22 protein-coding genes, 4 tRNA genes and 1 pseudogene are annotated in these 26,265 nt (G+C 60.1%); 13 read left to right on the forward strand and 14 right to left on the reverse strand.

Annotated elements, in window-relative coordinates; translation table 11 throughout:
- The first annotated feature begins 56 nt into the window (after positions 1–56).
- Positions 57–371: a quaternary ammonium compound efflux SMR transporter SugE gene (gene sugE, locus ACP7A2_RS18545; RefSeq protein ID WP_065939898.1), complete on the forward strand. Its 315-nt coding sequence runs from the start codon at positions 57–59 to the stop codon at positions 369–371.
- Between the two features lie 117 nt (positions 372–488).
- Here the strand turns inward: sugE and ACP7A2_RS18550 are convergent, their stop codons facing one another.
- The 3 genes from ACP7A2_RS18550 to ACP7A2_RS18560 form a co-directional block, all read right to left on the reverse strand.
- Positions 489–2,363: an MFS transporter gene (locus ACP7A2_RS18550; RefSeq protein WP_426135375.1), complete on the reverse strand. Its 1,875-nt coding sequence runs from the start codon at positions 2,361–2,363 to the stop codon at positions 489–491.
- Between the two features lie 65 nt (positions 2,364–2,428).
- Positions 2,429–3,577: a TDT family transporter gene (locus tag ACP7A2_RS18555; RefSeq protein WP_426135376.1), complete on the reverse strand. Its 1,149-nt coding sequence runs from the start codon at positions 3,575–3,577 to the stop codon at positions 2,429–2,431.
- Between the two features lie 109 nt (positions 3,578–3,686).
- On the reverse strand, positions 3,687–4,874 hold the full coding sequence (locus ACP7A2_RS18560; protein ID WP_426135377.1) for an MFS transporter: 1,188 nt from the start codon (positions 4,872–4,874) through the stop codon (positions 3,687–3,689).
- A 91-nt stretch (positions 4,875–4,965) separates the two neighbouring features.
- Here ACP7A2_RS18560 and ACP7A2_RS18565 point away from each other — a divergent pair, with 91 nt between their 5' ends.
- The gene (locus tag ACP7A2_RS18565) at positions 4,966–5,511 is read left to right on the forward strand and encodes a TetR/AcrR family transcriptional regulator (protein WP_426135378.1); all 546 of its coding nucleotides are present in this window, start codon (positions 4,966–4,968) and stop codon (positions 5,509–5,511) included.
- 117 nt (positions 5,512–5,628) lie between these two features.
- Here ACP7A2_RS18565 and ACP7A2_RS18570 read toward each other — a convergent pair whose 3' ends face one another.
- The 4 genes and pseudogenes from ACP7A2_RS18570 to ACP7A2_RS18585 all read right to left on the reverse strand — a co-directional run.
- Positions 5,629–6,408 carry an ABC transporter permease gene (locus ACP7A2_RS18570; protein WP_048730071.1) on the reverse strand — a complete coding sequence of 260 codons (780 nt, stop codon included), beginning with the start codon at positions 6,406–6,408 and terminating at the stop codon, positions 5,629–5,631.
- On the reverse strand, positions 6,405–7,337 hold the full coding sequence (locus ACP7A2_RS18575) for an ABC transporter ATP-binding protein (protein WP_426135379.1): 933 nt from the start codon (positions 7,335–7,337) through the stop codon (positions 6,405–6,407). The genes ACP7A2_RS18570 and ACP7A2_RS18575 overlap by 4 nt, the downstream gene beginning before the upstream one ends.
- Positions 7,338–7,471: 134 nt before the next feature.
- Positions 7,472–8,089: a glutathione S-transferase family protein gene (locus tag ACP7A2_RS18580; RefSeq protein WP_375071051.1), complete on the reverse strand. Its 618-nt coding sequence runs from the start codon at positions 8,087–8,089 to the stop codon at positions 7,472–7,474.
- 99 nt (positions 8,090–8,188) lie between these two features.
- Positions 8,189–8,332: pseudogene (locus ACP7A2_RS18585) on the reverse strand (cysteine protease); the annotation flags it as partial.
- 158 nt (positions 8,333–8,490) lie between these two features.
- Here ACP7A2_RS18585 and ACP7A2_RS18590 point away from each other — a divergent pair.
- Both ACP7A2_RS18590 and ACP7A2_RS18595 read left to right on the forward strand, forming a co-directional pair.
- On the forward strand, positions 8,491–10,938 hold the full coding sequence (locus ACP7A2_RS18590; RefSeq protein ID WP_426135380.1) for an acyl-CoA dehydrogenase: 2,448 nt from the start codon (positions 8,491–8,493) through the stop codon (positions 10,936–10,938).
- Between the two features lie 75 nt (positions 10,939–11,013).
- Positions 11,014–11,421 carry a PA2817 family protein gene (locus tag ACP7A2_RS18595; RefSeq protein WP_426135381.1) on the forward strand — a complete coding sequence of 136 codons (408 nt, stop codon included), beginning with the start codon at positions 11,014–11,016 and terminating at the stop codon, positions 11,419–11,421.
- Positions 11,422–11,552: 131 nt separating this feature from the next.
- Here ACP7A2_RS18595 and ACP7A2_RS18600 read toward each other — a convergent pair whose 3' ends face one another.
- Positions 11,553–12,485, reverse strand: coding sequence for a LysR family transcriptional regulator (locus ACP7A2_RS18600; protein ID WP_426135382.1), 933 nt, complete (start codon positions 12,483–12,485; stop codon positions 11,553–11,555).
- 88 nt (positions 12,486–12,573) lie between these two features.
- Between ACP7A2_RS18600 and ACP7A2_RS18605 the strand changes: the two genes are divergently transcribed.
- Positions 12,574–13,200: an alanyl-tRNA editing protein gene (locus ACP7A2_RS18605; RefSeq protein WP_426135383.1), complete on the forward strand. Its 627-nt coding sequence runs from the start codon at positions 12,574–12,576 to the stop codon at positions 13,198–13,200.
- Between the two features lie 508 nt (positions 13,201–13,708).
- On the opposite strand, the gene ACP7A2_RS18610 is transcribed toward ACP7A2_RS18605, so the two are convergent.
- Together ACP7A2_RS18610 and ACP7A2_RS18615 are read right to left on the reverse strand one after the other, a co-directional pair.
- A complete protein-coding gene (locus ACP7A2_RS18610; RefSeq protein ID WP_426135384.1) occupies positions 13,709–15,283 on the reverse strand; it encodes an alkaline phosphatase D family protein in 1,575 nt (524 codons plus the stop codon).
- The gene (locus ACP7A2_RS18615) at positions 15,280–15,834 is read right to left on the reverse strand and encodes a GNAT family N-acetyltransferase (RefSeq protein ID WP_426135385.1); all 555 of its coding nucleotides are present in this window, start codon (positions 15,832–15,834) and stop codon (positions 15,280–15,282) included. Before ACP7A2_RS18615 ends, ACP7A2_RS18610 begins: the two co-directional genes overlap by 4 nt.
- A 189-nt stretch (positions 15,835–16,023) precedes the next feature.
- Here ACP7A2_RS18615 and ACP7A2_RS18620 point away from each other — a divergent pair, with 189 nt between their 5' ends.
- The 6 genes from ACP7A2_RS18620 to ACP7A2_RS18645 all read left to right on the forward strand — a co-directional run bounded on the left by ACP7A2_RS18620 (position 16,024) and on the right by ACP7A2_RS18645 (position 23,647).
- Complete coding sequence (locus ACP7A2_RS18620) at positions 16,024–16,431, forward strand: ExbD/TolR family protein (protein WP_348062238.1); 408 nt, start codon at positions 16,024–16,026, stop codon at positions 16,429–16,431.
- A gap of 2 nt (positions 16,432–16,433) precedes the next feature.
- A complete protein-coding gene (locus tag ACP7A2_RS18625) occupies positions 16,434–17,168 on the forward strand; it encodes an energy transducer TonB family protein (RefSeq protein ID WP_426135386.1) in 735 nt (244 codons plus the stop codon).
- A 23-nt stretch (positions 17,169–17,191) separates the two neighbouring features.
- Positions 17,192–19,471 carry a TonB-dependent receptor gene (locus ACP7A2_RS18630; RefSeq protein WP_426135387.1) on the forward strand — a complete coding sequence of 760 codons (2,280 nt, stop codon included), beginning with the start codon at positions 17,192–17,194 and terminating at the stop codon, positions 19,469–19,471.
- Between the two features lie 18 nt (positions 19,472–19,489).
- Positions 19,490–20,137, forward strand: coding sequence for a MotA/TolQ/ExbB proton channel family protein (locus ACP7A2_RS18635; RefSeq protein ID WP_426135388.1), 648 nt, complete (start codon positions 19,490–19,492; stop codon positions 20,135–20,137).
- 265 nt (positions 20,138–20,402) lie between these two features.
- Positions 20,403–21,620 carry a phospholipase D-like domain-containing protein gene (locus tag ACP7A2_RS18640; RefSeq protein WP_426135389.1) on the forward strand — a complete coding sequence of 406 codons (1,218 nt, stop codon included), beginning with the start codon at positions 20,403–20,405 and terminating at the stop codon, positions 21,618–21,620.
- A 287-nt stretch (positions 21,621–21,907) separates the two neighbouring features.
- A complete protein-coding gene (locus ACP7A2_RS18645; RefSeq protein ID WP_426135390.1) occupies positions 21,908–23,647 on the forward strand; it encodes a dipeptidase in 1,740 nt (579 codons plus the stop codon).
- 107 nt (positions 23,648–23,754) lie between these two features.
- Here the strand turns inward: ACP7A2_RS18645 and ACP7A2_RS18650 are convergent.
- From ACP7A2_RS18650 to ACP7A2_RS18665, 4 genes are all read right to left on the reverse strand, one after another.
- A tRNA-Gly gene (locus ACP7A2_RS18650) sits at positions 23,755–23,830 on the reverse strand.
- Positions 23,831–23,833: 3 nt separating this feature from the next.
- Positions 23,834–23,909, reverse strand: a tRNA-Glu gene (locus tag ACP7A2_RS18655).
- 105 nt (positions 23,910–24,014) lie between these two features.
- A tRNA-Gly gene (locus ACP7A2_RS18660) sits at positions 24,015–24,090 on the reverse strand.
- Between the two features lie 4 nt (positions 24,091–24,094).
- Positions 24,095–24,170, reverse strand: a tRNA-Glu gene (locus ACP7A2_RS18665).
- A gap of 371 nt (positions 24,171–24,541) precedes the next feature.
- On the opposite strand from ACP7A2_RS18665, the gene ACP7A2_RS18670 reads away from it, so the two are divergent.
- Positions 24,542–25,312, forward strand: a complete 771-nt coding sequence (locus ACP7A2_RS18670) for a hypothetical protein (RefSeq protein ID WP_426135391.1) — start codon at positions 24,542–24,544, stop codon at positions 25,310–25,312.
- 137 nt (positions 25,313–25,449) lie between these two features.
- On the forward strand, positions 25,450–26,262 hold the full coding sequence (locus tag ACP7A2_RS18675) for an alpha/beta fold hydrolase (protein WP_426135392.1): 813 nt from the start codon (positions 25,450–25,452) through the stop codon (positions 26,260–26,262).
- Positions 26,263–26,265: the final 3 nt, after the last annotated feature.

Here is a 26,265-nt window from a genome sequence, read left to right on the forward strand (position 1 = left end):
CGACGCTCTCAAGCGCTTAATCCGGGGACGGCCCCACTTCTGGAAGGAGGGTCAGCATGTCCTGGATCATTCTGTTTTTTGCCGGGTTGTTTGAAGTTGGCTGGGCGGTTGGTTTGAAGTACACCGACGGTTTCAGCAAACCACTGCCCACCGCCCTGACAATCGCCGCCATGGCTATCAGCCTTGGGCTGCTGGGGCTGGCGATGAAAGAACTGCCGCTGGGCACCGCCTATGCGATTTGGACGGGTGTGGGAGCCGTGGGCACGGTGATTGCCGGGATTGTCCTGTTTGGGGAATCCATGGCGCTGTTTCGGTTGGCGAGTGTGGCGTTGATCATTTGCGGGCTCATTGGGCTCAAGATCAGCGCTTAGGCGGGTACCGCTATCGCAGGCAAGCCAGCTCCCACAGTTGACCGAGTTGTTTAAAGCAACATGGTCTAATGTGGGAGCTGGCTTGCCTGCGATGAGGCCCTTAAAGCCTGCAAAAAACTACCTGACACTGCCCCGCAAACCAGCCACCACCACCTGCAACTGCGCAGGCGTCGCAGCGTCCATCGCCACCGGCGCACCCGCCACCAGCACCACACGCGACCAGATCCGATGGAAAATCCCCTTGTTCGGATCGCGGCTGAAAAAGCTTCCCCACAACCCCTGCAAGGCCAGCGGAATCACCGGCACCGGCGTCTCCTCCAGAATCCGCGTCAACCCGCCACGAAACTCATTCATCTCGCCATCGGCCGTCAACTTGCCTTCCGGGAAGATGCACACCAACTCCCCTTCCTTCAGGTAGTGCGCAATGCGCGTGAAGGCCTTTTCGTAAATCTGAATGTCCTCATGGCGCCCGGCAATCGGAATAGCCCCTGCGGTGCGGAAGATAAAGTTCAGCACCGGCAAACGGTAGATCTTGTAGTACATGACAAAGCGAATCGGCCGACGCACCGCGCCGCCAATCAACAATGCATCGACAAACGACACGTGGTTGCACACCAGCAAAGCTGCGCCTTCGTCCGGGATCAGTTCCAGGTTGCGGTGCTCCACGCGGTACATGGAATGGCTGAGCAGCCAGATCATGAAGCGCATGGTGAACTCGGGGACGATCTTGAAGATGTAGGTGTTGACCGCGATATTGAGCAGCGACACCACCAGGAACAATTCGGGGATCGACAGCTTGGCCACGCTCAGCAGCAGGATCGACACAATGGCCGAGACCACCATGAACAGCGCGTTGAGAATATTGTTGGCTGCGATTACCCGCGCGCGCTCATTTTCGGCGGTGCGTGACTGGATCAGCGCGTACAGCGGCACAATATAAAAGCCGCCGAATACGCCCAGGCCAAGGATATCGAACAGCACCCACCAGGCCTGGCCATAGCTGAGTACCGCGAGCCAGTCGTTGGCCTGGACGTTCTGCGGGAAGCCGCCGGAATGCCACCACAGCAGCAGTCCAAACACGGTCAGGCCAAACGAGCCGAACGGCACCAGGCCGATTTCGACTTTACGCCCGGAGAGCTTTTCGCACAGCATCGAGCCGAGCGCGATGCCCACCGAGAACACGGTGAGGATCAGCGTCACCACGGTTTCATCGCCGTACAACCATTCCTTGGCGTAAGCCGGGATTTGCGTCAGGTAGATCGCGCCGACAAACCAGAACCACGAGTTGCCGACGATGGAACGCGACACGGCTGGCGTCTGTCCCAGGCCCAGGCGCAAGGTGGCCCAGGACTCACTGAAGATATTCCAGTTCAGGCGCAACCCTGGCGTCGAAGCTGCCGCGCGGGGAATGCTGCGACTGGCCAGATAACCCAGCACCGCCACGCCGATAATCGCCACCGCCACCACTGGCGCGTAATGGGTGGATGACATGATGATGCCGGCGCCGATGGTGCCGGCCAGAATCGCCAGGAACGTACCCATTTCCACCAGGCCGTTGCCGCCGACCAGCTCATCATCGTGCAGCGCCTGCGGCATGATCGAATACTTCACCGGGCCAAACAGCGCCGAGTGCGTGCCCATGGCAAACAGCGCCAGCAGCATCAGCTCAAGGTGATTGAACAGGAAGCCTGCGGCGCCCACGGACATGATCACAATCTCGCCGACCTTGATCGCGCGGATCAGTGCGTCCTTGTTGAATTTTTCGCCAAACTGCCCGGCCAGCGCCGAGAACAGGAAGAACGGCAGGATAAACAGCAGCGCACACAGGTTGACCCAAATGGAGCGGTCGCCGTCGATGGTGAGCTTGTAGAGGATCGCCAGGATCAGCGATTGCTTGAAGATGTTGTCGTTGAAGGCGCCCAGCAACTGGGTGATGAAAAACGGCAAGAAGCGCCGCGTGCGCAGCAAGGTGAATTGTGAGGGGTGGCTCATCGTCCGTGTTCCTGCGTGGCCTGAAGGCTTATAAATTGTCAGGCCACGACTTTACCTAATCCTGATTACTTATTCGCTAGCCCTGCAATGCAAGGTGAAACAAAAAGCTCACCTTTGTAGGCGCCCTGCACGGTGCGCCTGGCGACGACCAGCCACATCAGCGCCAGCGCCAGCACCAACACGCTGCCGAGCACGCTGAAGAACCCAAGATGCAACACGTTCGCCAGCTTCAACGTAGCCAGCGCATACACCCCCAACGGGAACGTAAAGCCCCACCAGCCAAGGTTGAACGGGATGCCGGCGCGCAGATAACGCAGGGTGATCAACACCGCGATCAGCATCCACCACAACCCAAAGCCCCACAGGGTAATACCGGCTATCAGCCCCAGGCCGTTGGCTATCTCACCGACACCGGGTAAGCCATTGGCGGCGAAGATCGCAGGCGCATCGCCGCCCAGCAGCAACATGCCCAGGGCGCCGGTGCCGATGGGGCCTAGAGCCAGCCAGCTCGAGGCGGCCATATTGGCGTGAGGCAGTTTGTGCAGGGCCATGCGCAACATCAGGATGGTGAGAATGCTGAACGCCACCGGCAGCGAGAAGGCCCACAGCACATAGCTGGTCACCAACATCACCAGTTGCGAATGCGCGCCCACCAAGTGCGGCGCGAGCAGGCCACCGCTGGCAGCAGCCACTTCGGCTGCGACCACCGGCAACAGCCATACGGCGGTCATCTGGTCGATGCTGTGCTCCTGGCGGGTAAACATCATGAACGGGATCAACACACCGCAAGCCAGGGCCATTGCCACGTCCAGCCACCACAAAACCTCGGCCAGCGGCACCACGCCACTGCCCCAGCGCGGCAGGCCGAACAACAGCAAGCCATTGAGGATCGTTGCCAGGCCCATGGGAATGGTGCCGAAGAACATCGAAACCGTGGAGTGCCCGAAGATCCGCCGCGCTTCGTGGAAGAACATCACCCAGCGGGCGGCGTACAGAACGCTGAACACCACAAACAGCCCAACGGTGAACAACCACAGCCCTTCGGCAACGGCGTGCACGCCGGGCAGATTGACCGGCAACTGCGCCAAAGCCAGCGCCAACACGCCGGTGCCCATGGTTGCGGCGAACCAGTTGGGGGTGAACTGGCGAATCACTTCCCGTGGACGGGTCAGGTGACTGAAAGGTTTGTAACTGTTGGTATTCGAGCAGGTCATGATGGCAATCCTCTTCCTCGCATGAGGTTGGGACCATGGTAGAACTCCATCGAATATCTATATAACGGGTAATATCTCTAACTGTTATCTGTTTTGCCTATATAAGCGGTTAAGTCGCTGTTTTGACGCTCGCCGAACGCTGCAACAGCAACCCGCCGAGAGCGCCAAGGGCGAGCAGGATCAGTACCGCGCCGTAGCCGTCCGTGGTAGCAATCAAGCCAAAAACCCGGCTCAGGTTGCCTGCCAACAAGGCTGGCAGGCAGAACGCAAGGTAGCTCAGCACGTAGAACGCCGACATCAAACCGGCCCGTTCATGGGGCAACGCCAAGCCCACGATGCTGCGAATACTGCCCATGAAGCCACCGCCGAAACCAAAACCTGCAACCACACTGGCCACAAAGAACAGCGGCAGGCTGGCGCTCTGCACGGCGACCAGCAACAAGGCCACACCCGATGCCAACAGTGCCGCCGACAGGCGCATAACCTTATCCGCTGGCCGATTGCGCAGGCTGTAGATCATCACGGCGCCGCTCAATGTCACCACCGCTATCAGGACGCCGCCGATCAGGTGAGAGGCCGAACCGGTGGCCGCCTTCACCAAAGACGGCGCCAGGGATGAAAAGAACCCGCCCAGCGCCCACACCGCCACGTTCAGCGGCATGGCCAGCCACAAGGCGCGGCGCGCTTGCACGGGCACATGCAGGGTCGGCGCCAGTGATTTCAAGGCACCCGGAATGCGGTTGACGGTTTCTGGCAAGCGCCATACATACAGCGCTTGCAGCACCATCAACCCGAGCATTGCGAAGTAGATCAACTGCGTCGGCCGGGGTGCGAATTCCACCAGCAACCCGCTGCCCAAGCCGCCCGCGGCCATGCCCAGCAGCGGCGCAAGGCTATTGAGCATAGGGCCGCGCACCCGGTCGGTGTCGAGCAGCGTTGCGCTCAGCACCGCCGTCGCCATCCCCGTGGCGAACCCTTGCAGGGCACGCGCGGCGATCAGGTGGGCGGTAGAATCCGCGGTGATAAACAGCAGCATCGCCACAATGTTCAGCAGTAACGCGACGAAGATCACCGGTTTGCGGCCGACGTAATCCGACAGCGAACCCACGGTGAGCAGCGCCGCCAGCAGGCTCACGGCGTAGACGCCAAAGATCACCGTCAGCATTGCTGCGGAAAAATGCAGGTTGTCCTGATAGACCTGATACAGCGGCGTCGGCGCGCTGGACGCGGCGAGGAAGGTCAGCACGGTGATTACCAGGAACGCCAGGCTGGACCGTTGGGAAGTGACGCTGGACATGGGCAGACTCCGCTAAAGCTAATATTTCGCTTTTGCGGAGTGTGCAACCTGAATGCGCTTAAAGCAAATTCTTTGTGTTAAGGTTTTGTGCATGGCAATTAAAGAAGGCCTTCGCCCGGGGGGCCGCAGTGCCCGGGTCCAGGAATCAGTGCACAACGCCGCGCGCGAACTGCTGGAAGCCCACGAGCGTTCCAGTGTCACTGTGCCGATGATCGCTGCACGCGCGGGGGTTACGCCCTCCACCATTTATCGACGGTGGGGCGACTTGTCTGCGCTGCTGGCGGATGTGGCGCTGGAGCGTTTGCGCCCGGACAGTGAGCCAGCCAACACCGGCAGCCTGCGCGGTGACTTGCGGGCCTGGGCCGAGCAATATCTGGATGAGATGAGTTCAGAGCCGGGCCGCAACATGATGCGCGATGTGCAATGCAGCCTGACACCGGGGTATTGCGTGACACTGCTTGGCGGGCAGTTGCAGGCCATCCTTGATCGATATGCCGACAACGGTCAGCCCCTGCCCCAGGTTGATCGGCTGATCAACCTGGTGGCGGCGCCAACGGTATTCAGGATTCTGTTTGCCAGCGCGCCGCTGCAGGTGGAAGAGCTGCATGAGCTGATCGAATTGGCGCTGAAGGCCTGAGAACGTAGCTCAATCCAATGTGGGAGCTGGCTTGCCTGCGATAGCGATGGATCAGTGACCTATGGGGTGCTGACCCGCCGCCATCGCAGGCAAGCCAGCTCCCACATTCGTCTTGTGTTACGTACGCATCCCGCGCCCACTTACCAGCAACCGCGCGCAGCCGATATACAGCACCACGGTGGCCACCAGCATGAAGGTAATCGCCACGCTGATCTTGATGTCCGACACACCCAAAATGCCATACCGGAAGGCGTTAACCATGTGCAGCACCGGGTTGGCCAGCGACACCGTCTGCCAGAACGGCGGCAGCAAAGTGATCGAGTAGAACACCCCGCCCAGGTACGTCAGCGGCGTGAGTACAAAAGTCGGAATGATCGAAATATCATCAAAGTTGCGCGCAAACACGGCGTTGATGAACCCCAGCAGCGAGAAGATCGTCGCCGTCAGCACCACCACCAGAATGGTGACCCCAAGGTGATGCACCTGCAGGTGGGTAAAGAACAGCGACAGCAGGGTCACGATCACACCGACCATCAAGCCACGCAGCACGCCGCCGGCGGTGTAGCCGATCAAAATGGTGTGCGGCGATACCGGCGACACCATCAGTTCTTCGATAGAGCGCTGGAACTTGCTGCCGAAGAAGCTCGAGACCACGTTGCCGTAGGAGTTGGTAATCACCGACATCATGATCAGGCCCGGCACGATGTATTCCATATAGGTGAAACCACCCATATCACCGATCTGGCGGCCGATCAGGTTACCGAAGATCACAAAGTACAAGACCATGGTGATCGCCGGCGGCAGCAACGTTTGCGGCCAGATCCGGGTAAAGCGTTTCACTTCACGGTAGACGATGGTCTGCAGCGCGACGAGGTTGGGTTGCAGTTCGGAACTCATACCGCCACCTTCGCCAGATTTTTCTCCACCAGGGACACAAACAACTCCTCAAGGCGATTGGTTTTGTTACGCAAGCTCAGCACTTCGATGTTCTGGGCCGCCAATTGGGTAAACAACGCAGTGATGCCCATGGCTTTGTCCACCTGGACTTCCAGCGTGTGGCTGTCGACCAAGCGGCTCGGGTAACCGAGCAACTGCGGTGCCACTGACAGGTTGTTTTTCAGGTCGAGCAAAAAGGTTTCCACATGCAACTGACCCAGCAGGTTACGCATGCTGGTGTTCTCGACGATGGTGCCATGGTCGATGATGCCGATGTTGCGGCACAGCTGCTCAGCCTCTTCCAGGTAGTGGGTGGTGAGGATGATGGTGATGCCCTTCTCGTTCAGCTCGGTGAGAAAGGTCCACATCGAGCGACGCAGCTCGATATCCACACCGGCCGTTGGCTCATCGAGGATCAGCAGGCGCGGTTCATGCACCAGCGCACGGGCGATCATCAAACGCCGCTTCATGCCGCCGGACAGCGAGCGCGAGGGCACATCACGTTTATCCCACAGACCCAGTTGGGTCAGGTATTGCTCGGCGCGTTCCTTGGCGACTTTCGCCGGGATGCCGTAGTAACCGGCCTGGGTCACGACGATGTCGAAGGTCTTTTCAAACTGGTTGAAGTTGAATTCCTGGGGCACCACGCCGATGGAACGCTTGAGCGCCGCCGGGGATTTGTCCAGGTCATGACCAAAGATATTTACCGAGCCGCTGGACTTGTTGACCAGGGTCGAGAGGATGCCGATGGTGGTGGATTTGCCAGCGCCGTTGGGGCCAAGCAAGGCGAAGAAATCACCTTCGGCAACGTCCAGATCGATACCACTCAGGGCCTGGAAACCGTTGCCGTAGGTTTTGGTTAGCTGCCGGATGGACAGAGCGGAACTCATATCGGAATACGCACCAAAGAAGGGAATAGAAAGAGTAGATGAGGGCGCAGCGCTCGTAGTTCAACGGCGGCGCATGACAAGCATGGTGCTTGCCCGCGCCGCACAAGTACAGTCGCCTGTATTAATAGTGGGTATTAAGTCAACGCGGTCATAACCGCTTTTTGATAGGCCGGGCGCTGTTGCAGGCGCTGGTACCAGGCCTCTAGATGGGGCATTGCAGGCCGTTCGATGGGCATTTCAAACCAGGCGTAGATAAAGCAGCCCAGCGGGATATCACCCATGCCGATCTCGTTTCCGGACAAGTAAGGCTGTTCGGCAAGGGCCTTGTCGACGGTGCCGAGTGCATCAATGCAGGCTTGGCGACCGGCGTTGATACTGTCCCAGTTCTGCTTTTCAGGCGGGGTGCGCAAAATGCCCCAGAACACCGCCTTGAAGGGTTCGGCGAGGGTCGAGGTGGTCCAGTCCATCCACTTCTCGGCGTTGGCGCGAGCCTTCAGGTCACTCGGGTACCAGCTCGATGCCTGTTTGGCGCAGAGGTAGCGCACGATGGTGTTGGACTCCCACAGCACAAAGTCGCCGTCTTCGATCATCGGTACCCGGCCATTGGGGTTCAACGCTCGGTATTGCGGCGTGTCGACCACACCAAAAGCCCCGCCCGCATCAATTGCTTCATAGTCCAGGCCGAGTTCCTCGGCGCACCACAGTGCTTTCCTGACATTTGATGAATTTTTACGACCCCAGATCTTCAGCATGACCGCGCCTTATTGTTGATGAACATGGCTTGATGAACGCAGGAGCATACGCCGGTTCACCCGCGGCTTAAACCACTCTGCGAAGGTGTATGGGTTTTAGCCAATCGCCTCACGCACCGGGTAATAAAGACTGACTGCCTGGTCACGTAGATCCGTACCGCCACCGCGATGTTTTTCGTCGAACTCCACCACCGCAGGGGTGTCACTATCGATGAAGCGGCTGGGACTCAGGTACGTGTCCATGAGCTTTATCTCCGAAGGAAGCCTTGAGTGTTACGACAGGCCGGCCGGGGAGATAACGACGATTCGGCCAAATCTCGTTACACCCTGATCACCGCGCCTGTTCGGATGACGACTAAGCTGCATGGTGATTTCGCCCCTGGTTTCACGGAGGATTGAATATGCTGTTGTTGTGGATACTGGTTCTGGTGGTCGGCATTGCCTACCTGGCACACCGCCGCACCGCGCCCCTGCCCGCCCTGGGCGTGGTCGCCGTTTACCTGCTGGCGATGGGTGCCTGGAGCCACGCACCGGGGTGGCTGCTGCTGATTTTCTGGTTGTTGATCGCGGCCGTGGCCCTGCCTTTGCTGCTGCCCGACCTGCGCCGCCAATACTTCACCAAGCCGCTGTTCAGCTGGTTCCAGAAAGTCCTGCCGCCGATGTCCGAAACCGAGCGCGACGCCATCGACGCCGGCACTGTGTGGTGGGACGGCGAACTGTTCAGCGGTCGCCCCGACTGGGACAAGTTGCTGGCCTATCCCAAGGTGCAACTGACCGAAGAAGAGCAGGCGTTTATCGACGGCCCTGCCGAAGAGCTCTGCGCGATGGTCAGCGACTGGGAAATCGGCCAGGCCATGGACTTGCCGCCCGCCGCCTGGGAGCACATCAAGACCCACGGCTTTTTCGCCCTGATCATCCCCAAGGAATACGGCGGCAAGGGCTTCTCCGCCTATGCCCATTCCCAGATCGCGATGAAACTTGCGACCCGCAGCGGAGATCTGGCATCCACCGTAATGGTGCCCAACTCCCTCGGCCCGGCCGAATTGCTGCTGCATTACGGCACCGATGTACAACGCAACCACTACCTGCCGCGCCTGGCGCGTGGCGACGATGTCCCGTGCTTTGCCCTGACCGGCCCGCTGGCCGGTTCCGACGCCGGCGCCATGCCCGACACTGGCGTGATTTGCAAAGGCGAATGGGAAGGAAAGGAAACCCTCGGCCTGCGCTTGAACTGGGAAAAACGCTACATCACCCTCGGCCCGGTCGCGACCTTGCTTGGCCTTGCGTTCAAGGCGCATGACCCGGACCATTTGCTGGGTGATGAAGAAGACTTGGGCATCAGCCTCGCGCTGATCCCAACAGACACCCCTGGCGTGGAAATCGGCCGCCGTCACCTACCGCTGGGCGCCGCGTTCATGAACGGCCCCAACTCGGGCAAGGACGTGTTCATTCCGCTGGAATTCCTTATCGGCGGCCAGGAAATGCTCGGCAAGGGCTGGATGATGCTGATGAACTGCCTGTCGGTCGGCCGTTCGATTTCGCTGCCTGCCGTCGGCACCGGCGCGGCCAAGTTCACCAGCCTGGTTACCGGCCAATACGCTCAGGTGCGCGAACAGTTCAACGTGCCGCTGTCGGCCTTCGAAGGCATTCAGGAAGCCCTGGCGCGCATCGGCGGCAACGCCTGGCTGATGGACAGCGCGCGCATGCTCACCGCTAACGCCGTAGACCTGGGGGAAAAGCCCTCGGTGCTGTCGGCGATTCTCAAGTACCACCTCACCGAACGCGGCCGCGAGTGCATCAGCCACGCCATGGACGTGCACGGTGGCAAGGGCATCATCATGGGCCCGAACAACTACCTGGGCCGCAGCTGGCAAGGCGCGCCGATTTTCATCACCGTGGAAGGCGCGAACATTCTGTCGCGCAACCTGATGATCTTTGGTCAGGGCGCCATCCGCTGCCATCCGTTTGTACTTAAGGAAATGGCCCTGGCCGGGCGCGAAGACCGCGATCAAGCACTGAAAGAGTTCGACGGCCTGCTGATGCAACACATCGGTTTCGCCGTGAGTAACGCCGCCAGCACGCTGGTGCTGAACCTGGGCATTGGCCGCTTCGAGCAAGCGCCGGGCAACCGCTTGAGCCAGGGTTATTTCCGTGCGCTGAACCGTCAGGCTGCCGCGTTCGCCCTGCTGGCTGACCTGAGCATGATGCTGCTCGGCGGCGAGTTGAAACGTCGCGAACGCCTGTCGGCACGCCTCGGGGATGTGCTGAGCCACATGTACCTGGCGTCGGCGGCGCTCAAGCGCTATCACGACCTGGATTCGCCGGACCACCTGGAACCGCTGTTCGCCTGGGCCATGGAAGAAAGCCTTGGCGAGTCGGAGCGCGCGCTGGATGAGCTGCTGAGCAACTTCCCCAACAGGATCCTCGGTTGCTTGCTGCGGGTAATCGTGTTCCCGTTCGGTCGCCGTCATACCGGGCCGTCCGATGCACTGGACGCACGAGTGGCCGAAGTGATCGGCCGTGCCAAGGGCGATCCGACCCTGGAAGAACTGCTGGCCGGCTGCTACCGCCCGCAATCGGCGGAGGATCCGGTGGGCGCGCTGCAACATGCCTACGACCTGCTCGGCGCCAGCCACCCACTGCAGAAAAAACTGCACGGCGCGCTGAAAAGCGGCCAGGTCAAACCGACTGCCGGCGAGCATGCTATTGATGCCGCGCTGCACGCCGGAGTGCTGCAACCGGCCGAAGCGCAGACCTTGCGTGACGCCGAAGCGGCGCGGCGCAAGGTGATCGACGTGGATGACTTCAGCAAGGAAGAACTCACCCAGGCTGAAGGTAAGGTCCGCTGATACCCGCGGTCATATAAATACGGGCGCGAGAGGCATATACTCTCGCGCCCGTTTTTGCTTTAGAGGACTTATCTCGTGTCCAACGTCGTTGCCGATCATCTCGTCTTGCTCGACCACCTGCGCAGCATCCTGGTTGCCGTCGGCGAAGCCGAACAGGTTCCCGAGGAAAGCCACACGCTGTTTCTGGAGCGTTTCGACGAATTGCGCGCCCTGCTCCCGATCGACCCGATCGAAAGTCAGTACCTGGGCCAGGACCTGATGAGTCAGGTCATCCTGCGCTACCCGCAAATTGCCCACCTGGTGCCGCGCGATCTGCTGTGGTTCTTCGGCGGAGACTGCCTGCACTTCATGCCCGACGAAGAACTCGACCTGTACCAGGCCCTGGAAGAGCGCCGGTATGAAGCCGAACAGAACGACGAACCGTTTGACTGGAACCAGGAAAAGCAACTGCTGGCGATGCCTCTGGACCAGAGCAAGCACTGATCTTTCAGACCGGCACAGCATTCAATGTGGGAGCTGGCTCGCCTGCGATAGCATCACCTCGGTTCACCTGAAAGATCGAGTTGCCTGCATCGCAGGCAAGCCAGCGCCCACATTTGCACCGCATTGCAACCCTACCGTCGGCGCAATGTCGGCTCCTTCGCCATACACGCCACCAGGTAATCAATAAACACCCGCAACTTCGGCGGCAGATACCGCGTCGGCGAATGCAGCAGCCACGCCTCGCCACTGTATGACGCAATAAAGTCCCACTCCGGCAACACCTGCACCAAGCGGCCCTCCTCCAGGGCATGGCGCGCGGTGAAATACGGCAGGCTGCCAATGCCCACATTCTGAAGCACCGCATCCAGCCGCACGCCCGTGTGGTTCGCCGCATACCGCCCGCGCACGCCCACCGTCACAGTCTTGCCGCCCTGGCGAAATTTCCAGCGTGAATCCCCCGGGGTTTCGCCGAGGTAGATGCAACTGTGCTCGAGCAAATCATGGGGATGACTCGGCGCGCCCTGCTCGGCCAGGTACTGCGGTGTGGCACACAGCAGATGCTCAATCGGTAACAACTGCCGCCCTACCAAACCGGGCGGCGGGCTGTCGGTGATGCGGATGCTCAGGTCGACGTTGTCGTCAATCAGGTCCACTTGCCGGTCCTCAAGGATCAACTGCACATCGACCTTGGGGTAGCGCCGCAAGAACTCGGGCATATGCGGATGCACCACAAACCGCCCTACCGCCTTGGGCACGCTGACCCGCACCAGGCCTTCGGCTTCATGGTTGAACTGGCCGCTGATCTCCATCACCGAGCGCGCCGCGTTGACCATCTCCTGGCAGCGCTTGAACACTTCTTCACCGCCCTCACTCAACCGCAACTTGCGCGTGGTACGTTGCAGCAAACGCGTGGCCAGGGCCTGTTCCAGGCGCGAGATACTGCGGCTCACCGCTGAAGGTGAAACGCTCAGCTGCCGCGCCGCTTCGGAGAAGCTGCCGGTTTCCACCACTTTGACGAAAATCGCCATTTCACCCAGCAGCGGTAAAGGAAGATTGATGCTCATAGCGCACAGGTCCATTGATAGTTGAATGGATTATCACCCATCCACGCACAACTTATACTGCCCGCAGAACCCTGATGCGGATGTAACTATGACCGAGCGCCTGTTTTTTACCCACGACCACCTGACTGCCGAACTTGAAGTGCTGAGCTGCACGCCGCATGAGGAGCAGTTCGCGGTGACGCTGCGATCAACCATCTTCCATCCTCAGGGCGGTGGCCAGCCGTTTGACACAGGCTGGCTAGGTGATAGCCAGGTTTTGCGCGTCACCCAAGAGGCGGACCGCGTGGTGCACTACGTGGATAAACCCGTGGAGCCCGGCCTGATAACGGCCCGAGTCGATGAGCATCGGCGCGCGCTGCATACGCGCCTGCACTCGGCCGGGCATTTAATCGGTAGCGCCGGCGAAGCGCTGGGCTGGATGCCGATCAAGGCCCATCACTGGCCGGGTGAAGGCAAAGTCACGTTCATTCGCGGGGAGGCTCCACAGGTTATGGATGCCGAGGCAATTCAAACGCAAGTTGACCAATGGATTGCGGCCGACTACCGCCGGCATATGGTGCTGGACGATGGCGTGCGTAAAGTCGGGTTCGGCCAGTTGGCGGCCTATGCATGCGGTGGAACGCACGTGCAGGCATTAAGCGAGTTGGGCCGGGTGACGATTCTGGCGCTGTCGGAGAAGAAAGGCGCACTGTCGGTGCGTTATGAAATTGACTGACTTGAGGTAATGGCCTCGACGGAACCAGCTCACACAGAGAGGCAGACTTGTGAAAATCTTGAAGCCTTGCTCGGTCAAAACTGTGGGAGCGGGCTTGCCTGCGAATGCGGTGGGTCAGTCACCAAATTCATCAACTGACCCACCGCATTCGCAGGCAAGCCAGCTCCCACAGTTGGATCTCCATACAGTTTGGATATGCATTACTTCTGGGAGATCGCAATCTGCTTTAGAAAAAAACAGCGCCTTTGATCCAACCACTCAGGTCGGCTACCAGGCCGCCGTGCTTTTGCTTTTGATCTTGCTTGTGATCTCAGGCGCCCCGTAAACCACGATGGCCGCACGCAGGCATGCCGAGCCTAAGCGAGGCACCGAGTGGTGGGGCGAAGACCTTTTGGTTACTTTTGGCTGGGCCGGCTTCCGGGCGTTTGCCAAAAGTGACCCGCTGTAAAAGCGGAACCATAAGCGGCCGTTACCACAACAACGGATATGCCCCCTCACCAGCCCCCCCTTAAACCGCAAAAGCCCCCGCCCTCCCCGACTCCACCACAAACGACTTAAGCGTAGAAACCGTAGCCAACCGATCACGCGGATCCGTAATCACGCGAAAGCGCGTGAGCATCTTCCCCTCATCCACATCCACCGACACATACCCCCGCTGGCGGCTGTCAAAAAACTTCACATGGGGGTTAAGCGGCAACATCTGCGAAAAGGCGTCAAAGGGCGGCCCATCCGACGTCACCGACGACCCCACAAACTCAGTGGCAACCACCTGCGAGCCAGGATCATTGGCATCCGCATGCAAATCCGTGGTCCAGAACGAATGAATATCCCCGCCCCAGAACACCGGATTCTTCAACCGCCGACGCTGAATCGACGCCAGCATCCGCTCGCGATTTGCCATGTACCCATCCCAACCATCCGTCCAACGCCCCGGCAAGTGAGTGGTGAGGTCACGCTGGTTCAACGGCGCTACCAGCAAGTCCTGAGCGATCACATTCCATTGCGCCCGCGATTCGGCAAACCCGCGATAAAGCCAGGCCTCCTGCTTCCAGCCCAGCATCGTGCGGCTCGGGTCGCGCAGGTCGGCACAGCTATTGGCGGCGATATGCCCCTGATGACTGCCATTGGCCAAAATACACGGCTGCTCAGAGCGGTATTGCCGCCCGTCCAGCACATGAAAACGCGCCAACCGCCCGTAATCCAGACGCCGATAAATGCGCATGTCCGGGCCCTTCGGCAGGCTGCTCGCGCGCAACGGCATGTGCTCATAAAACGCCTGATACGCCGCTGCCCGCTGCCTGAGAAACTGCGCTACCGGAATTTTGGGGTCCTGGGACCAGCGATTGGCGTAGTCGTTTTGCACTTCGTGATCGTCCCAGGTCGCCACACTGGGGGCGGCGGCGTGCAAGGCCTGTAAATCCGGATCGGTTTTGTACAGGGCATACCGGTTGCGGTAGTCACTCAAACTCACCGCATTGCCGCTGCCGTGAGGCCGGATAATCTTGCCCGAGTCCAGTGCGTAAGAGCTGTCGTAGATATAGTCGCCGAGGAAAAACACCAGGTCGGGCTGCTCTGCCGCAAGGTGGCGATACGCGCTGAAATAACCGCGCTCCCAATGCGAGCAGGACACAAACCCCAATCGCGCCGACGCCATGGCCTGCACCGGCGGCGTCGTGCGCGCCTGGCCCACCGGGCTCTGTGCGCCCAGGCCGTCAAACTGATACCAATACGGCCTGCCTGCTTCTAGCCCTGCGACCTCGACATGCACCGAATGGGCAAAACGCTCAGTCGCCGTGACCTCACCGTGGCGCACGATGCGCGTCATCGCCGCATCGCTGGCCACCCGCCAACGCACCGGCACCGCGCGGCTCAACCCGCCGCGCCCGTCTGCGGCATTGAACAAGGGCGCCAGGCGCGTCCAGATCACAAAGCCGTCAGGCAATGGATCGCCCGAGGCCACACCGAGGGTGAACGGATAATCAACCCCCGCACTGCGCGCAAACGGGCTGAGGATTGAAAACGCCGTGGCCACCGCCAGCCCGCTGAGGATGCGCCGCCGGCCAAGGTCCACTGCGTCGCTCACAGGCAACGCTCCCAGTCTTCACGCACAGTGGCAAAGCCGAGCAAATCTTCGTAAACACCCATTTTGAAGAATGCCTGACGCATGCAGCCTTCAAAGCGCAGGCCGATTTTCTCCATGACCCGCGCCGATTCCTTGTTGCGGCCAAAGCATTGGCTACCCACGCGCTGCAGCCCCAACTCGGTGAACCCGAAATCCATCATCGCGCTCGCCGCTTCCGCGGCGAATCCCTGATTGCGACAGTGCGCCGCCACCCAACCGCCGAGGTGACCATAGTGATGACGGGCGTTAATCCGCAGGCTGACCATACCAATCAACTCACCGGTTTCACGCACATGCATTCCCAGGTTCAGCAGGTCACCTGTGCGGTATTTTTCCGCGATTGAAGCGATAAACGTCTGCGCCGTTTCCAGGGTATAGGGCGACGGAATATTCGCCGTGTTATCCGCAATGTCCGGCCCGTTGGCGAGGGTAAACAGCGTCTCCGCCTGGTCGCTCTCCAGTGCCCTCAACAGCAGTCGCGCGGTGGTCAATCGAGGCAATGCAGTCGGCATAGGAGGTGGCCCTGAAAATAAATTGCCAAGGATGTACGCACTTTGTGTCAATTTCACTACGTCACAAAACTGCACAATCAATTCACTGAAAGACACGCCCTAGAGCCTTCAAATCGTAAATTAAAGTTAACCAATCGGTCATTTTTGGTTGTTAGCGTGTCGCCCCTAATTCAATAACGGGGCAACGGAATGAGAACCTGGGACGAACCCAAGAAACGCAAGGCGCACATCGAACTGATCCCGATGATCGACGTGATGATGTTCCTCCTGGTGTTTTTCGTGCTGGTCAGCCTGAACGTGATTCCGGCACTCGGCATGAAGACTCAATTGCCTAGCGCCAGCAGTGCACAACAGCTCAAACCGCAGAATAAATTCATCCTGACCCTGGGCCTCGAAGGCCAGTTGCAACTGGATGGCAAAGACCTTTCGGTCGACGCATTGGTACCCGCGCTGAAGGCGGCCGAGAAGCCGGATACCAAGTCGACGATCATCGTCAACAGTGACAAAGGCGTGGAGGTTTCGCGCCTGGTGGAAGTGATGGACACCCTGCGCCTGGGTGGCTTCACCTCCGTGTCCATCGCTACGCGTAAGTCCTGATCATGTACGCCTTGTTTCGTGCGCGGCAGCTGCTGGGGAGTGTCCCGGCCGTGATCGCCCTGGTGCTGATTGCGATGGGCATCCAGTCACAAACGCTGAAGGTCACACCGGTGTATGACGAGTCGGCGGTGGAGCTGGCGTTGGTCGAGCCGGAGCCGGAAGTGATCCCGGAACCGGTGGTGGAGCAAGAGCCGCCACCGCCGGTGATTGAGGATGAAGAGGCCGAACCGGCCCCGCCGCCTCCGCCGCCCAAGCCCTTGCCAAAACCCGAGCCCAAGCCCAAACCGGTGCCCAAACCAAAACCCGTCGTGGCCGCCAAGCCGACGCCGACACCAACGCCAGCGCCCCCCGTCCCGGCCAAGCCGGTGCAAGCCGCTGTCGCCCCGACACCGGCGCCACCCGCACCGCCAGCACCGCCGAAGGTCGATGGCCAAGCCCTCGAAGGCGGTTACCTCAAGGGGCTGCGCAACGAGTTGGACACCTACAAGCAATACCCCACCGGGCGCCAGGCCTCCCTCGAACGCCCCAGCGGCGAGGTGGTGGTGTGGTTGCTGGTAGACCGCCAGGGCCGCGTTCTGGATTCCGGCGTGCAAACCCAGGCCTCGAGCATGTTGCTCAACCGGGCCGCCACCACCAGCTTGCGTCGCATCAAGCAAGTCAAGCCGTTCCCCGAGCAAGCCTTCGGGGGGCGCAATGAGCAGCGCTTCACCGCCACCTTCAACTACAGCGTGCAATAAGCACCGACACCAGGACGACAGTGATGAGGTTCACACGGATTCATCTGGCACTCGTTGCCGCAAGCATGGGCCATGGGATGGCCATGGCAGATACCGGCGACAGTGACGTCGGCACGATTGGCGTGCAGGGCAAAGCCACTGCAGGTGGCGGCTACATGGTGCAGGAAGAAAGCATCAAGGGCCGCTCCACCGTGACCAAGGAAGCGCTGGATAAACAGACCGCCACCGGCAACGCGATCGACAAGCTCAAGTACACCCCGGGCCTGAACATCTCCAGCGAAGACAACACCGGGCTGTCGGGCTTTCGCTTCACCATGCGCGGGCTCAACTCCGACCAGGTGGGGATGTCGGTGGACGGCATGCCGATCAACGACTCCGGCAACTACGCGCTGTACTCCAACTTGCTGGGTGACCCGGAAAACATCGACCAGATCTTCGTGACCCAGGGCGCGTCCGAAGCCGACGGCCCGCACATCGGTTCCAGCGGCGGCAACATCGGCATCGTGACCATCCGCCCGACCAAGGAAACCGGCGCGTTCGTCAAACAGATCGTCGGCAGCAACGCCACCCGCAAGACCTTCGCACGGCTCAACACCGGCGAGGTCAATGGCCTGAGCAACTGGCTGTCGGCGTCCCACACCGAAGGCGATATGTGGCGTGGTTCGGGCGCCGTGCGTGCGGACAAGGTCGAGTGGAACAGCTTCTTCGACGCCGGCAACGGCAACACCGCCAACCTGATCCTCAAGTACCACGAGCAGGACAACAACAGTTACAGCCAACTGACCAAGGCGCAGTTCCAGCAGTTGGGCCGCAAGTACGACCCCTACCCTGCCAACCCGACCGTGGGCAGCAACGGCAAGCTCAACAGTTACTACGCGTTGGCGCAGAACCCGTTCCAGACGTTTACCGGCGTACTCAACACCCAATTCAAACTGGCCGACAACCTGGCGCTGTCGGTCATCCCGTATTACTACTGGGGCAACGGCAGCGGCGTGGGCTCGTCCAGCTATGCGCTGAACCGTGGCTCAAACCAGGGTGGCGTTTTTGACCTGGGCAACTTGCCGACCGCCGCGCAGTACAACGCCGACGGTTCCTCGACCACCGGCGTCTACTACCGCCCTTCGCGCACCCAGACCTGGCGCCCGGGCATCACCACCAAACTGAACTGGGACCTGGGCGACCACAGCCTGCAGTTCGGCTACTGGTACGAGCGCGCGCGCCAAAGCCAGACCCAACCATTCATAGCCCTGAAGAACAGCGGCAAGCCGACCGACACCTGGCCAGACGGTGATTCGGTGGTCGATGCCAACGGCAACACCGTGCAGGGCCGCGACCGCTTCACCATCACCCCGGCGCAAAAAGTCTGGGCCCAGGACACCTGGTACATCAACCCGGACTGGACGCTGGTGGCCGGCCTGGCCTACATGAACGTCAAGCGTGACGGCACCAACAACGGCAGCCTTACCGAACAACCGGAAAAGCGTAACCAGACCTATAACAAGCTGCTGCCCAACGTTGGCCTGAAATATCAGCTGGATGAGCGTGACCAGTTGTTCTACAGCCTGTCGCGCAACATGCGCATCCCGCAGAACTACGTGCTGTACGACAAGGGCGTGGACTCGATCAACTCCAAGCCGGAAACCAGCTGGAACCACGAGTTGGGCTGGCGCTTCACCGATGAAGACATGACCGTGGCGGCCACTTTGTTCTACATGCAGTTCAAGGATCGCCAAGTCTCGTCCAAAGACGTCAACGGTGACTTCGCCGACATCAACGCCGGCTCTGTCAACAACAGTGGCCTGGAACTGGAGTGGAGCGGCCTGCTGCCCAATCACTTCAACTACTACACCTCCTACACCTACACCAAGGCTGAGCAACAGGACGATTTGACCGTCTACAACGCCGGCAAAGCCATCGTGTTGCCCACCAGCGGCAAGCAATTTGCCAACGTGCCGAAGAACATGCTGGCGGCGAATATCGGCTACGACGACGGCCGCTTCTACGGCACCTTCGGCGGCAAATACACCAGCGAACTGTTTGGTGACCTGACCAATGACGAGGCGATTTCCGGCCGTACCATCTTCAACCTCGGCGCCGGTATTTACCTGCCAGTGGACAAGAAAGTGATCAAGGACGCGACCCTGCGCCTGAACGTCGACAACCTGTTCGACAAGAAGTACCTGGACGGCGTGTACACCACCAAGACCAACGCGGCCACCTACAGCGGTTTCAAGGACGGCGACCCGGCCTACATCGTTGGCCTGGACCGCACCGTCACGGTTTCCCTGGAAGCGAATTTCTAACTACGAGGCTTGAGAATCATGGACATGAATCTGCTTCACGACATCACCTTCTATGTGATGTATGCCGCGATGGCCATCGCCATCTTTATCGCCATCGAGCGCGGCATCTACTTCGCCTACGTGCGCCGTCAGGCCCGTGCCTTGACCGAGGTGCTGGGCGCCAACGTACACAGCGAACGCGACTTGCCTGAAAGCCTGACCCGCCGCGACAGCCTGCCGCTGAACATGGTGTTGTCGGTACTGGCGCAGAAGGCCTCCCACGGTTCACGCAAGGACCTGGACGATGAAATCGAAACCCAGTACCTGAAGACCCGCGCACCGCTGTCGCGCAGCCTGTGGATTATCGAGACCATCACCACCGCCGCGCCGCTGCTCGGGCTGTTGGGTACGATCCTCGGCATTATCGACACCTTCAAGGCGCTGGCGACCGCGGGCGTGTCCGACCCAGGGCAGATCTCCGGTGGTATCGGAACGGCCTTGTTCGCCACTGGCCTGGGTATCGCCATTGCGCTGTTTTGCGTGGTGTTCCACAACTTCTTCCAGGACAGCCTGGAGCGCATCAATGATCAGTTGAAGATCCTGCTGATCCGCGCCGCCACCGGTGCCCGCGTGCAAAGCGAAGTACCGCACCTGGTGCCAGCGCCGCTGCACAGCCGCACGGCATAACCTTCGAAGCGGGCTCGCTTGTTGTGGCGAGCGGGCTTGCCCCGCGTTGGGCTGCGAAGCGGCCCTAGAAACTGACGACGCGGTGTATCAGTTACACCGCGTCGTTTGAATTGGGAGCGCTTCGCACTCCAACGCGGGGCAAGCCCGCTCGCCACGACAAGCCCGCTCGGCACACCAAGCCCGCTTGCCACATCAAGCCCGCTTGCCACAGGTATAGCGCCAGCCTTTCCCTTTGCGCCCGCCTTTTTTACCCGATGAGACGCCCATGCCCCTCTCGATGAAGTTGTGTATTGCAGGCCTCGCCGCCTCTCTCCTCAGTCCGCTGGCCCAGGCGGACTTTTCAATTCCAGGCTTTGAACTGGTGCACACCGTGCCGGTGGACACTGCGTTGGGCAGCGCCGATTTGCGCCAGCCCGGCCCGGTGTGGATTGAGCTGTTTGATGGCGCCAAAACCCGTATTGATATCGGCCAGTTCTATGCCGCCGACCATCCCGGCTCGGTGATGGACACGGTCATCGAACACCTGGAAGCCGCCGGCAAACGCGGTGTGAAGATTCGCTTTTTGCTGGAAGAAAAAGGCATCAAGTTGTCGGAAGCCTCCACGCTGGAACGCTTGCGCGCGATCCCCAACCTGACCTTTCGCGTACTGCCTTACGGGCAATTGAGCGGCGGGATCATTCACGCCAAATACATGGTAGTGGATGGAGAGCAGGCATTTATCGGCAGCCAGAATTTCGACTGGCGCTCGCTGGAGCACATCCACGAAACCGGGCTGCGCATCAGCGATGCAACCGTGGTCAGCCAGGTGCAGGCGATCTTCGATCAGGACTGGGGAGCCCAGGCCGCCTTGACCGAACACACAACGGTGCCGCTGCCGACCGCCGGCCAGGCGCCTGCGCGCACCGGCAATTACCTGGTCGCCAGCCCGCAACGCTACAACCCGCCGGGCGTGGGCGACTCGCAGCTGGAACTGCCGCGCCTGTTGGGCGAAGCAAAAAAAGAAGTGCGCGTGCAGTTGCTCGATTATGCGCCGCTGTCCTACGGACCGGACCGAACCCGGCCCTACTACGCAGTGATCGACAACGCCGTACGCGCCGCCGCTGCACGCGGGGTGTCGGTCAAGCTGATGGTGTCAAACTGGAACACCGACAAGCTGGAACTGCCCTACCTCAAAAGCCTGGCGGTATTGCCGAACGTCGAGGTCAAAATCGTCACCCTGCCCGAAGCCAGGCAAGGGTTTATCCCGTATGCGCGGGTGATCCACAGCAAGACCATGGAGATCGATGGCCAGGTGGCGTGGGTCGGCACCAGCAACTGGCTCGGCGGTTACCTGGATAACTCGCGCAACCTCGAGGTGGTGATGCGCAGCGAAGCGATGGCCAAGCGTGTAGGGCAATTGCATGAGCAGTTGTGGGATGGGCCGTATGCCAAATCGCTGGATGTAGCGGCGGAATATCCGGAGCCCCATCCCGGCAAGCCATAACCCCACAAATCCCCTGTGGGAGCCTTTGTGGCGAGGGAGCTTGCTCCCGCTGGGGTGCGCAGCGCCCCCAAAAACCTGCGACCGCTACGCAGTCGAGCGGGAGCAAGCTCCCTCGCCACAACAAGCCCACACACATTTTCAAATTCGGCATTCCTGGCATTTGAGTGCGACATTTCCCACGCCAACGTCTCCCAATCCAGAGCGTGGTGATGGTAGTGTGTGGAAATGTTTCTGACTTATCGATCAGAAACCTCTTACTTACTCCCTGCAAAGGAATGCCTTCACCCATGCACTTTCCACTGAAAAAAATCGTGGCGGCCACCCTGTTTGCCGCCAGTTTGTCGGCCGTCGCTACACCCGCTTTCGCCAACCTCACCGAGCAACAAAACGCCGCCATTCTGAAAAGTTTCAGCGAAACATCGGTCACTGATTTCCGTGGTTTCCTCGGCACGCTCGCCAAAGACGACCTGGCAAAAACCGCCGACGCAGGCCCGGCCATCAGCGCCTTTCTCGACAACAAAACCCTGAGCGCCGACCAGGAGAACGAAATCAATCGCCTCCTCGGTCTCTACACCCGCATCAAATACGGCAAGGCCGCCCTCGAAACTCTGCGCGAGCTGGTAGAGATTCCGACGTTTAACGTCGACGGCGTTCCGCAGTACAAGAACCCGGAATTCCTCAAGATCGCCGGCAAGATCCAGGACCTGGCACAGTCCTTTAACCTGAACTTCCGCAACATTGACAACCGTGTCTACGAAATCAGCCTGGAAGGCCCCGGCGATGAAGTGGTGGGCATCCATGCCCATGCCGACGTGGTACCGGTGACGCCTGAGAACTGGGTGCTCAAGGACGGCACCCGGCTCGATCCGTTCAAGGTCACGCTGATCGGCGACCGCATGTACGGCCGTGGCACCGAGGATGACAAGAACGGCATCGTCGTGGCCCTGTACGCCATGAAGGTGATCAAGGAAGAAAAGCTGCCGCTGGCGCGCACGTTCAAACTGCTGGTGGACACCACCGAAGAAACCTCCGGTGACGCGATCCCCTATTACTTCGAACACAACCCGACGCCGCAATACAACCTGGCGCTGGACGGCGGCTACCCGGTGGTGATCGCCGAGAAAGGCTACGGCACCGTGATGGCTAGCTTTCCGGTGCGCAAGGGCGAGGGCAAAGGCGCGGAAATCATTTCGATGACCGGCGGCATGGCTACCAACCAGATCCCTTCGGTCTCTGTTGCGACCTTGGTCAGCGACACACCCGTCGAGCTGGCGGCCAGCCTGCAAAAAGCCGGCGCAGACTATGCCAAGGCCAACGGTGGCGACTTTGAAGTGACTGCCACGGTGGTCGGCAAGGACGTCAAATTGACGGTGACCGGCGTGTCTGCGCACTCGTCCGAGCCGCAAGCGGGCGTCAACCCGGTGGCGCGCATGCTCGAGCTGATCCACAGCGTCGATGGCAAGATCGCCCTCAAGCACAACCACATCACCGACGCTGCGCGTTATGCGTCCGACAATTGGGGCCTGGATTATCTGGGTGGCAAATTGGGTGTGGGCTTCGCCGATGAGTTCATGGGGCCGCTGACCACCTCGCTGACCTTTGTCGGCCTGGATGACAAAGCCTTCAAACTGGCCGTGAACCTGCGCATACCGAAAGGCAAATCGCCCGAGACACTCAAAGCGCAAATCGCCGACAAGCTCAGCGCCTGGGACAAGACGTCCAAGATCAACGTCGGCTTCACCTACTCGGTGGCCGCGCCGATGTACCGCAACCCCGAAGGTGAATGGGTGAAAGCGCTGCTGGCCGTCGCCACTGAAAACCTCGGCATGGAGCACACGTTCGGTACTTCCGCCGGCGCGACCTCTGTGCATGAACTGCCCAATGGCGTTCAATTCGGCCTGGCACGCCCGGAAGTGAAGTACACCGGGCATACCGACGGTGAGTTCAAGACCGTCGACCAGTTCCTGCTGGACTTGCAGATCGTCACTGAAATGATGGGCCGCGTCGGGCAGCTACCCAAGCTTTAACGCCACGTGAGCCCGCCGCAATGGCGGGCTCATCGCATCAGGGTATCGTCGAAAAATCCGCACAAACAAAAACGCCGATCATCTCTGATCGGCGTTTTCGTTGAATATGGAGCGGGAAACGAGACTCGAACTCGCGACCCCGACCTTGGCAAGGTCGTGCTCTACCAACTGAGCTATTCCCGCAAATGGCGTCCCCTAGGGGACTCGAACCCCTGTTACCGCCGTGAAAGGGCGGTGTCCTAGGCCACTAGACGAAGGGGACACGCTACTGAAACACATGGTGTGTATTTCAGTGCCCAGAGGTTAAATCCGAAGATTTTGCCCTGGTTTCACTCAGTGCCGCCCGAGAGCAACACTGCTTAAAAATTGGAGCGGGAAACGAGACTCGAACTCGCGACCCCGACCTTGGCAAGGTCGTGCTCTACCAACTGAGCTATTCCCGCTTATTGGCGTCCCCTAGGGGACTCGAACCCCTGTTACCGCCGTGAAAGGGCGGTGTCCTAGGCCACTAGACGAAGGGGACACACGTACAACATTCACTCCCTACCGCGTTTCGCTGTGTGCTTTACGCTGTAAGTGGCGCGCATTCTATGGATGGATTGAAAGGTCGTCAACCCCCAAGGATAAATTTATTTAAATCAATGACTTCGCCCCTCTTTCCAGGCCTTTGCCGCGGGTTGGCCCGTGCGGGCCCTGGCGCCTATATTCTGGCGCCCGACAAGGCGCTATAGTTCACCCAGGCAAATGATGGCAATGTGCATCTATGCACAGCGCCCTCACCGGCAAGATTACCTATATAGAAGAAACTACCTGGGCAACTGGTCGAACAATCCTATCCGCCGGATGGCCCAGTCACTACACTCCACAGCAAACCCTATAAAAGAGGTCACACCGGTGACACCACTCATGATCACCCTGCTGGTAATAGCCGGGATCGTAATACTGATCGCCATTGGCTACATGAACAACATGGTGGAAAACAACAAGCTGGAAAAAAAGCGCACCGAGATCGAGCTCAATGATCGGCTGCGCCGTTGCGGTGAAATCACCGAAACCTTCCCCGGCCAGTTGATGACCCCGGCGCTCAAACTGTTACTGACCCGCCTTGAACTCAACGTAAACACGCGCCTGTTGCACCTCAACAAATCCAGTGCAGCGCTCAAGGCGCGCATCGCCGAGCTCAATGCGCTGGTGGCCCAGGGTGAATCGATCCCGGTGACCAACCCGCCCGCCCCGATCCAGACCGAAGCCAAGGCCAAGGACGTGCGTTTCCTGCTCGAAGCCCTGCATGGCCAAGTGACCCGTGCTGCACAGGACGGCTTCCTGCCGACCAACGAAGCCAAGCACTGGATCAAGGAAATTCGTCACATTCTGGTACTGCTGCACATCGAGTTCTTCAACAACCTCGGCCAGCACGCCCTGCAACAAGGCCAGCCGGGCCAGGCGCGCCTGGCGTTCGAGCGTGGCGTGCAATACCTGCGCAAGCAGGCGGAGCCAGTGCTCTATAGTGCGCAACTGCAATTGCTGGAAAACCAATTGGCCCGCGCCAACTCGACCGTGCTGACTAACAGCAAGCCCGCCGAAGACGAAGTCAACGAACTGACTGAAGGCCTCAAAGAGGTCGACGCCGACGCCGAGTGGAAAAAGAAAGCGATCTACGACTGATCGCCCTCCTCCCATGGGGCGAGTCTGCGGTGAGCGGGCCCGCCCCGCTCGCTGCAATGCCATCAATTTGCACCTATCCACCCGCCGCAGAAAAGCGTAAAAACGTGCCCCTCACTCCGTGAAGTTAGAGGCCTGCTATGCCTGTTGCCGTGATTGATGGACAACCTTTGCATTACCTGGACCAGGGCACCGGCCCGGTCGTTGTTCTGGGTTCGAGCTACCTGTGGGACCGCGACATGTGGGCCCCGCAAATCGAGGCCCTGTCGAACCAGTATCGCGTGATCGTTCCTGAACTATGGGGTCATGGCGAATCGGGTGCGATGCCTGCGTCTACCCGCTCCCTGGATGACCTCGCGCGACAGGCCCTGGCCTTGCTCGACCAACTGGACATTGCCAGCTGCAACCTCGTGGGCCTGTCGGTCGGCGGTATGTGGGGCGCTCGCCTGGCGTTGCTGGCCCCTGAGCGCGTCAACAGCCTGGTGCTGATGGACACCCACCTCGGCGCAGAGCCCGAGGCGACGCGTCAGTATTACTTCTCGCTGTTCAAGATGATCGAAGACGCCGGCGCCATCCCCGAGCCGTTGCTGGACGTGGTTGCACCGATCTTCTTCCGCGCTGGAATCGATCGCGAATCGGCGCTGTATCAGGATTACCGCAAGGCGTTGCAGGGTTTTTCGCGCGACCGCCTGCTGGACAGCATCGTGCCTCTGGGCCGCTTAATTTTCAGCCGCGCCGATATCCTCGACCAACTGCCACGCCTGGACGCCGACACCACCCTGGTGATGTGCGGCGAGCAAGACAAACCCCGCCCACCCGCCGAATCCCGGGAAATGGCCGAGCTGATTGGCTGCAGCTTGATCCTGATTCCAGACGCGGGGCATATCTCCAGCCGTGAGAATCCGGAATTCGTCAACGAAGCGCTGCTGACCTTCCTCGCCAACAACGCCTGACGC

Origin of the sequence: Pseudomonas sp. PWP3-1b2 (assembly GCF_049896045.1) — a bacterium.
Lineage (GTDB): Bacteria > Pseudomonadota > Gammaproteobacteria > Pseudomonadales > Pseudomonadaceae > Aquipseudomonas > Aquipseudomonas antarctica_B.

Excerpts from the sequence above, each read along its gene's own strand:
- sugE (WP_065939898.1), top strand. The coding sequence starts at position 57 with ATGTCCTGGATCATTCTGTTTTTTGCCGGGTTGTTTGAAGTTGGCTGG.
- ACP7A2_RS18550 (WP_426135375.1), bottom strand. The coding sequence starts at position 2,363 with ATGAGCCACCCCTCACAATTCACCTTGCTGCGCACGCGGCGCTTCTTG.
- ACP7A2_RS18555 (WP_426135376.1), bottom strand. The coding sequence starts at position 3,577 with ATGACCTGCTCGAATACCAACAGTTACAAACCTTTCAGTCACCTGACC.
- ACP7A2_RS18560 (WP_426135377.1), bottom strand. The coding sequence starts at position 4,874 with ATGTCCAGCGTCACTTCCCAACGGTCCAGCCTGGCGTTCCTGGTAATC.
- ACP7A2_RS18565 (WP_426135378.1), top strand. The coding sequence starts at position 4,966 with ATGGCAATTAAAGAAGGCCTTCGCCCGGGGGGCCGCAGTGCCCGGGTC.
- ACP7A2_RS18570 (WP_048730071.1), bottom strand. The coding sequence starts at position 6,408 with ATGAGTTCCGAACTGCAACCCAACCTCGTCGCGCTGCAGACCATCGTC.
- ACP7A2_RS18575 (WP_426135379.1), bottom strand. The coding sequence starts at position 7,337 with ATGAGTTCCGCTCTGTCCATCCGGCAGCTAACCAAAACCTACGGCAAC.
- ACP7A2_RS18580 (WP_375071051.1), bottom strand. The coding sequence starts at position 8,089 with ATGCTGAAGATCTGGGGTCGTAAAAATTCATCAAATGTCAGGAAAGCA.
- ACP7A2_RS18590 (WP_426135380.1), top strand. The coding sequence starts at position 8,491 with ATGCTGTTGTTGTGGATACTGGTTCTGGTGGTCGGCATTGCCTACCTG.
- ACP7A2_RS18600 (WP_426135382.1), bottom strand. The coding sequence starts at position 12,485 with ATGAGCATCAATCTTCCTTTACCGCTGCTGGGTGAAATGGCGATTTTC.
- ACP7A2_RS18605 (WP_426135383.1), top strand. The coding sequence starts at position 12,574 with ATGACCGAGCGCCTGTTTTTTACCCACGACCACCTGACTGCCGAACTT.
- ACP7A2_RS18615 (WP_426135385.1), bottom strand. The coding sequence starts at position 15,834 with ATGCCGACTGCATTGCCTCGATTGACCACCGCGCGACTGCTGTTGAGG.
- ACP7A2_RS18620 (WP_348062238.1), top strand. The coding sequence starts at position 16,024 with ATGAGAACCTGGGACGAACCCAAGAAACGCAAGGCGCACATCGAACTG.
- ACP7A2_RS18625 (WP_426135386.1), top strand. The coding sequence starts at position 16,434 with ATGTACGCCTTGTTTCGTGCGCGGCAGCTGCTGGGGAGTGTCCCGGCC.
- ACP7A2_RS18630 (WP_426135387.1), top strand. The coding sequence starts at position 17,192 with ATGAGGTTCACACGGATTCATCTGGCACTCGTTGCCGCAAGCATGGGC.
- ACP7A2_RS18635 (WP_426135388.1), top strand. The coding sequence starts at position 19,490 with ATGGACATGAATCTGCTTCACGACATCACCTTCTATGTGATGTATGCC.
- ACP7A2_RS18640 (WP_426135389.1), top strand. The coding sequence starts at position 20,403 with ATGCCCCTCTCGATGAAGTTGTGTATTGCAGGCCTCGCCGCCTCTCTC.
- ACP7A2_RS18645 (WP_426135390.1), top strand. The coding sequence starts at position 21,908 with ATGCACTTTCCACTGAAAAAAATCGTGGCGGCCACCCTGTTTGCCGCC.
- ACP7A2_RS18675 (WP_426135392.1), top strand. The coding sequence starts at position 25,450 with ATGCCTGTTGCCGTGATTGATGGACAACCTTTGCATTACCTGGACCAG.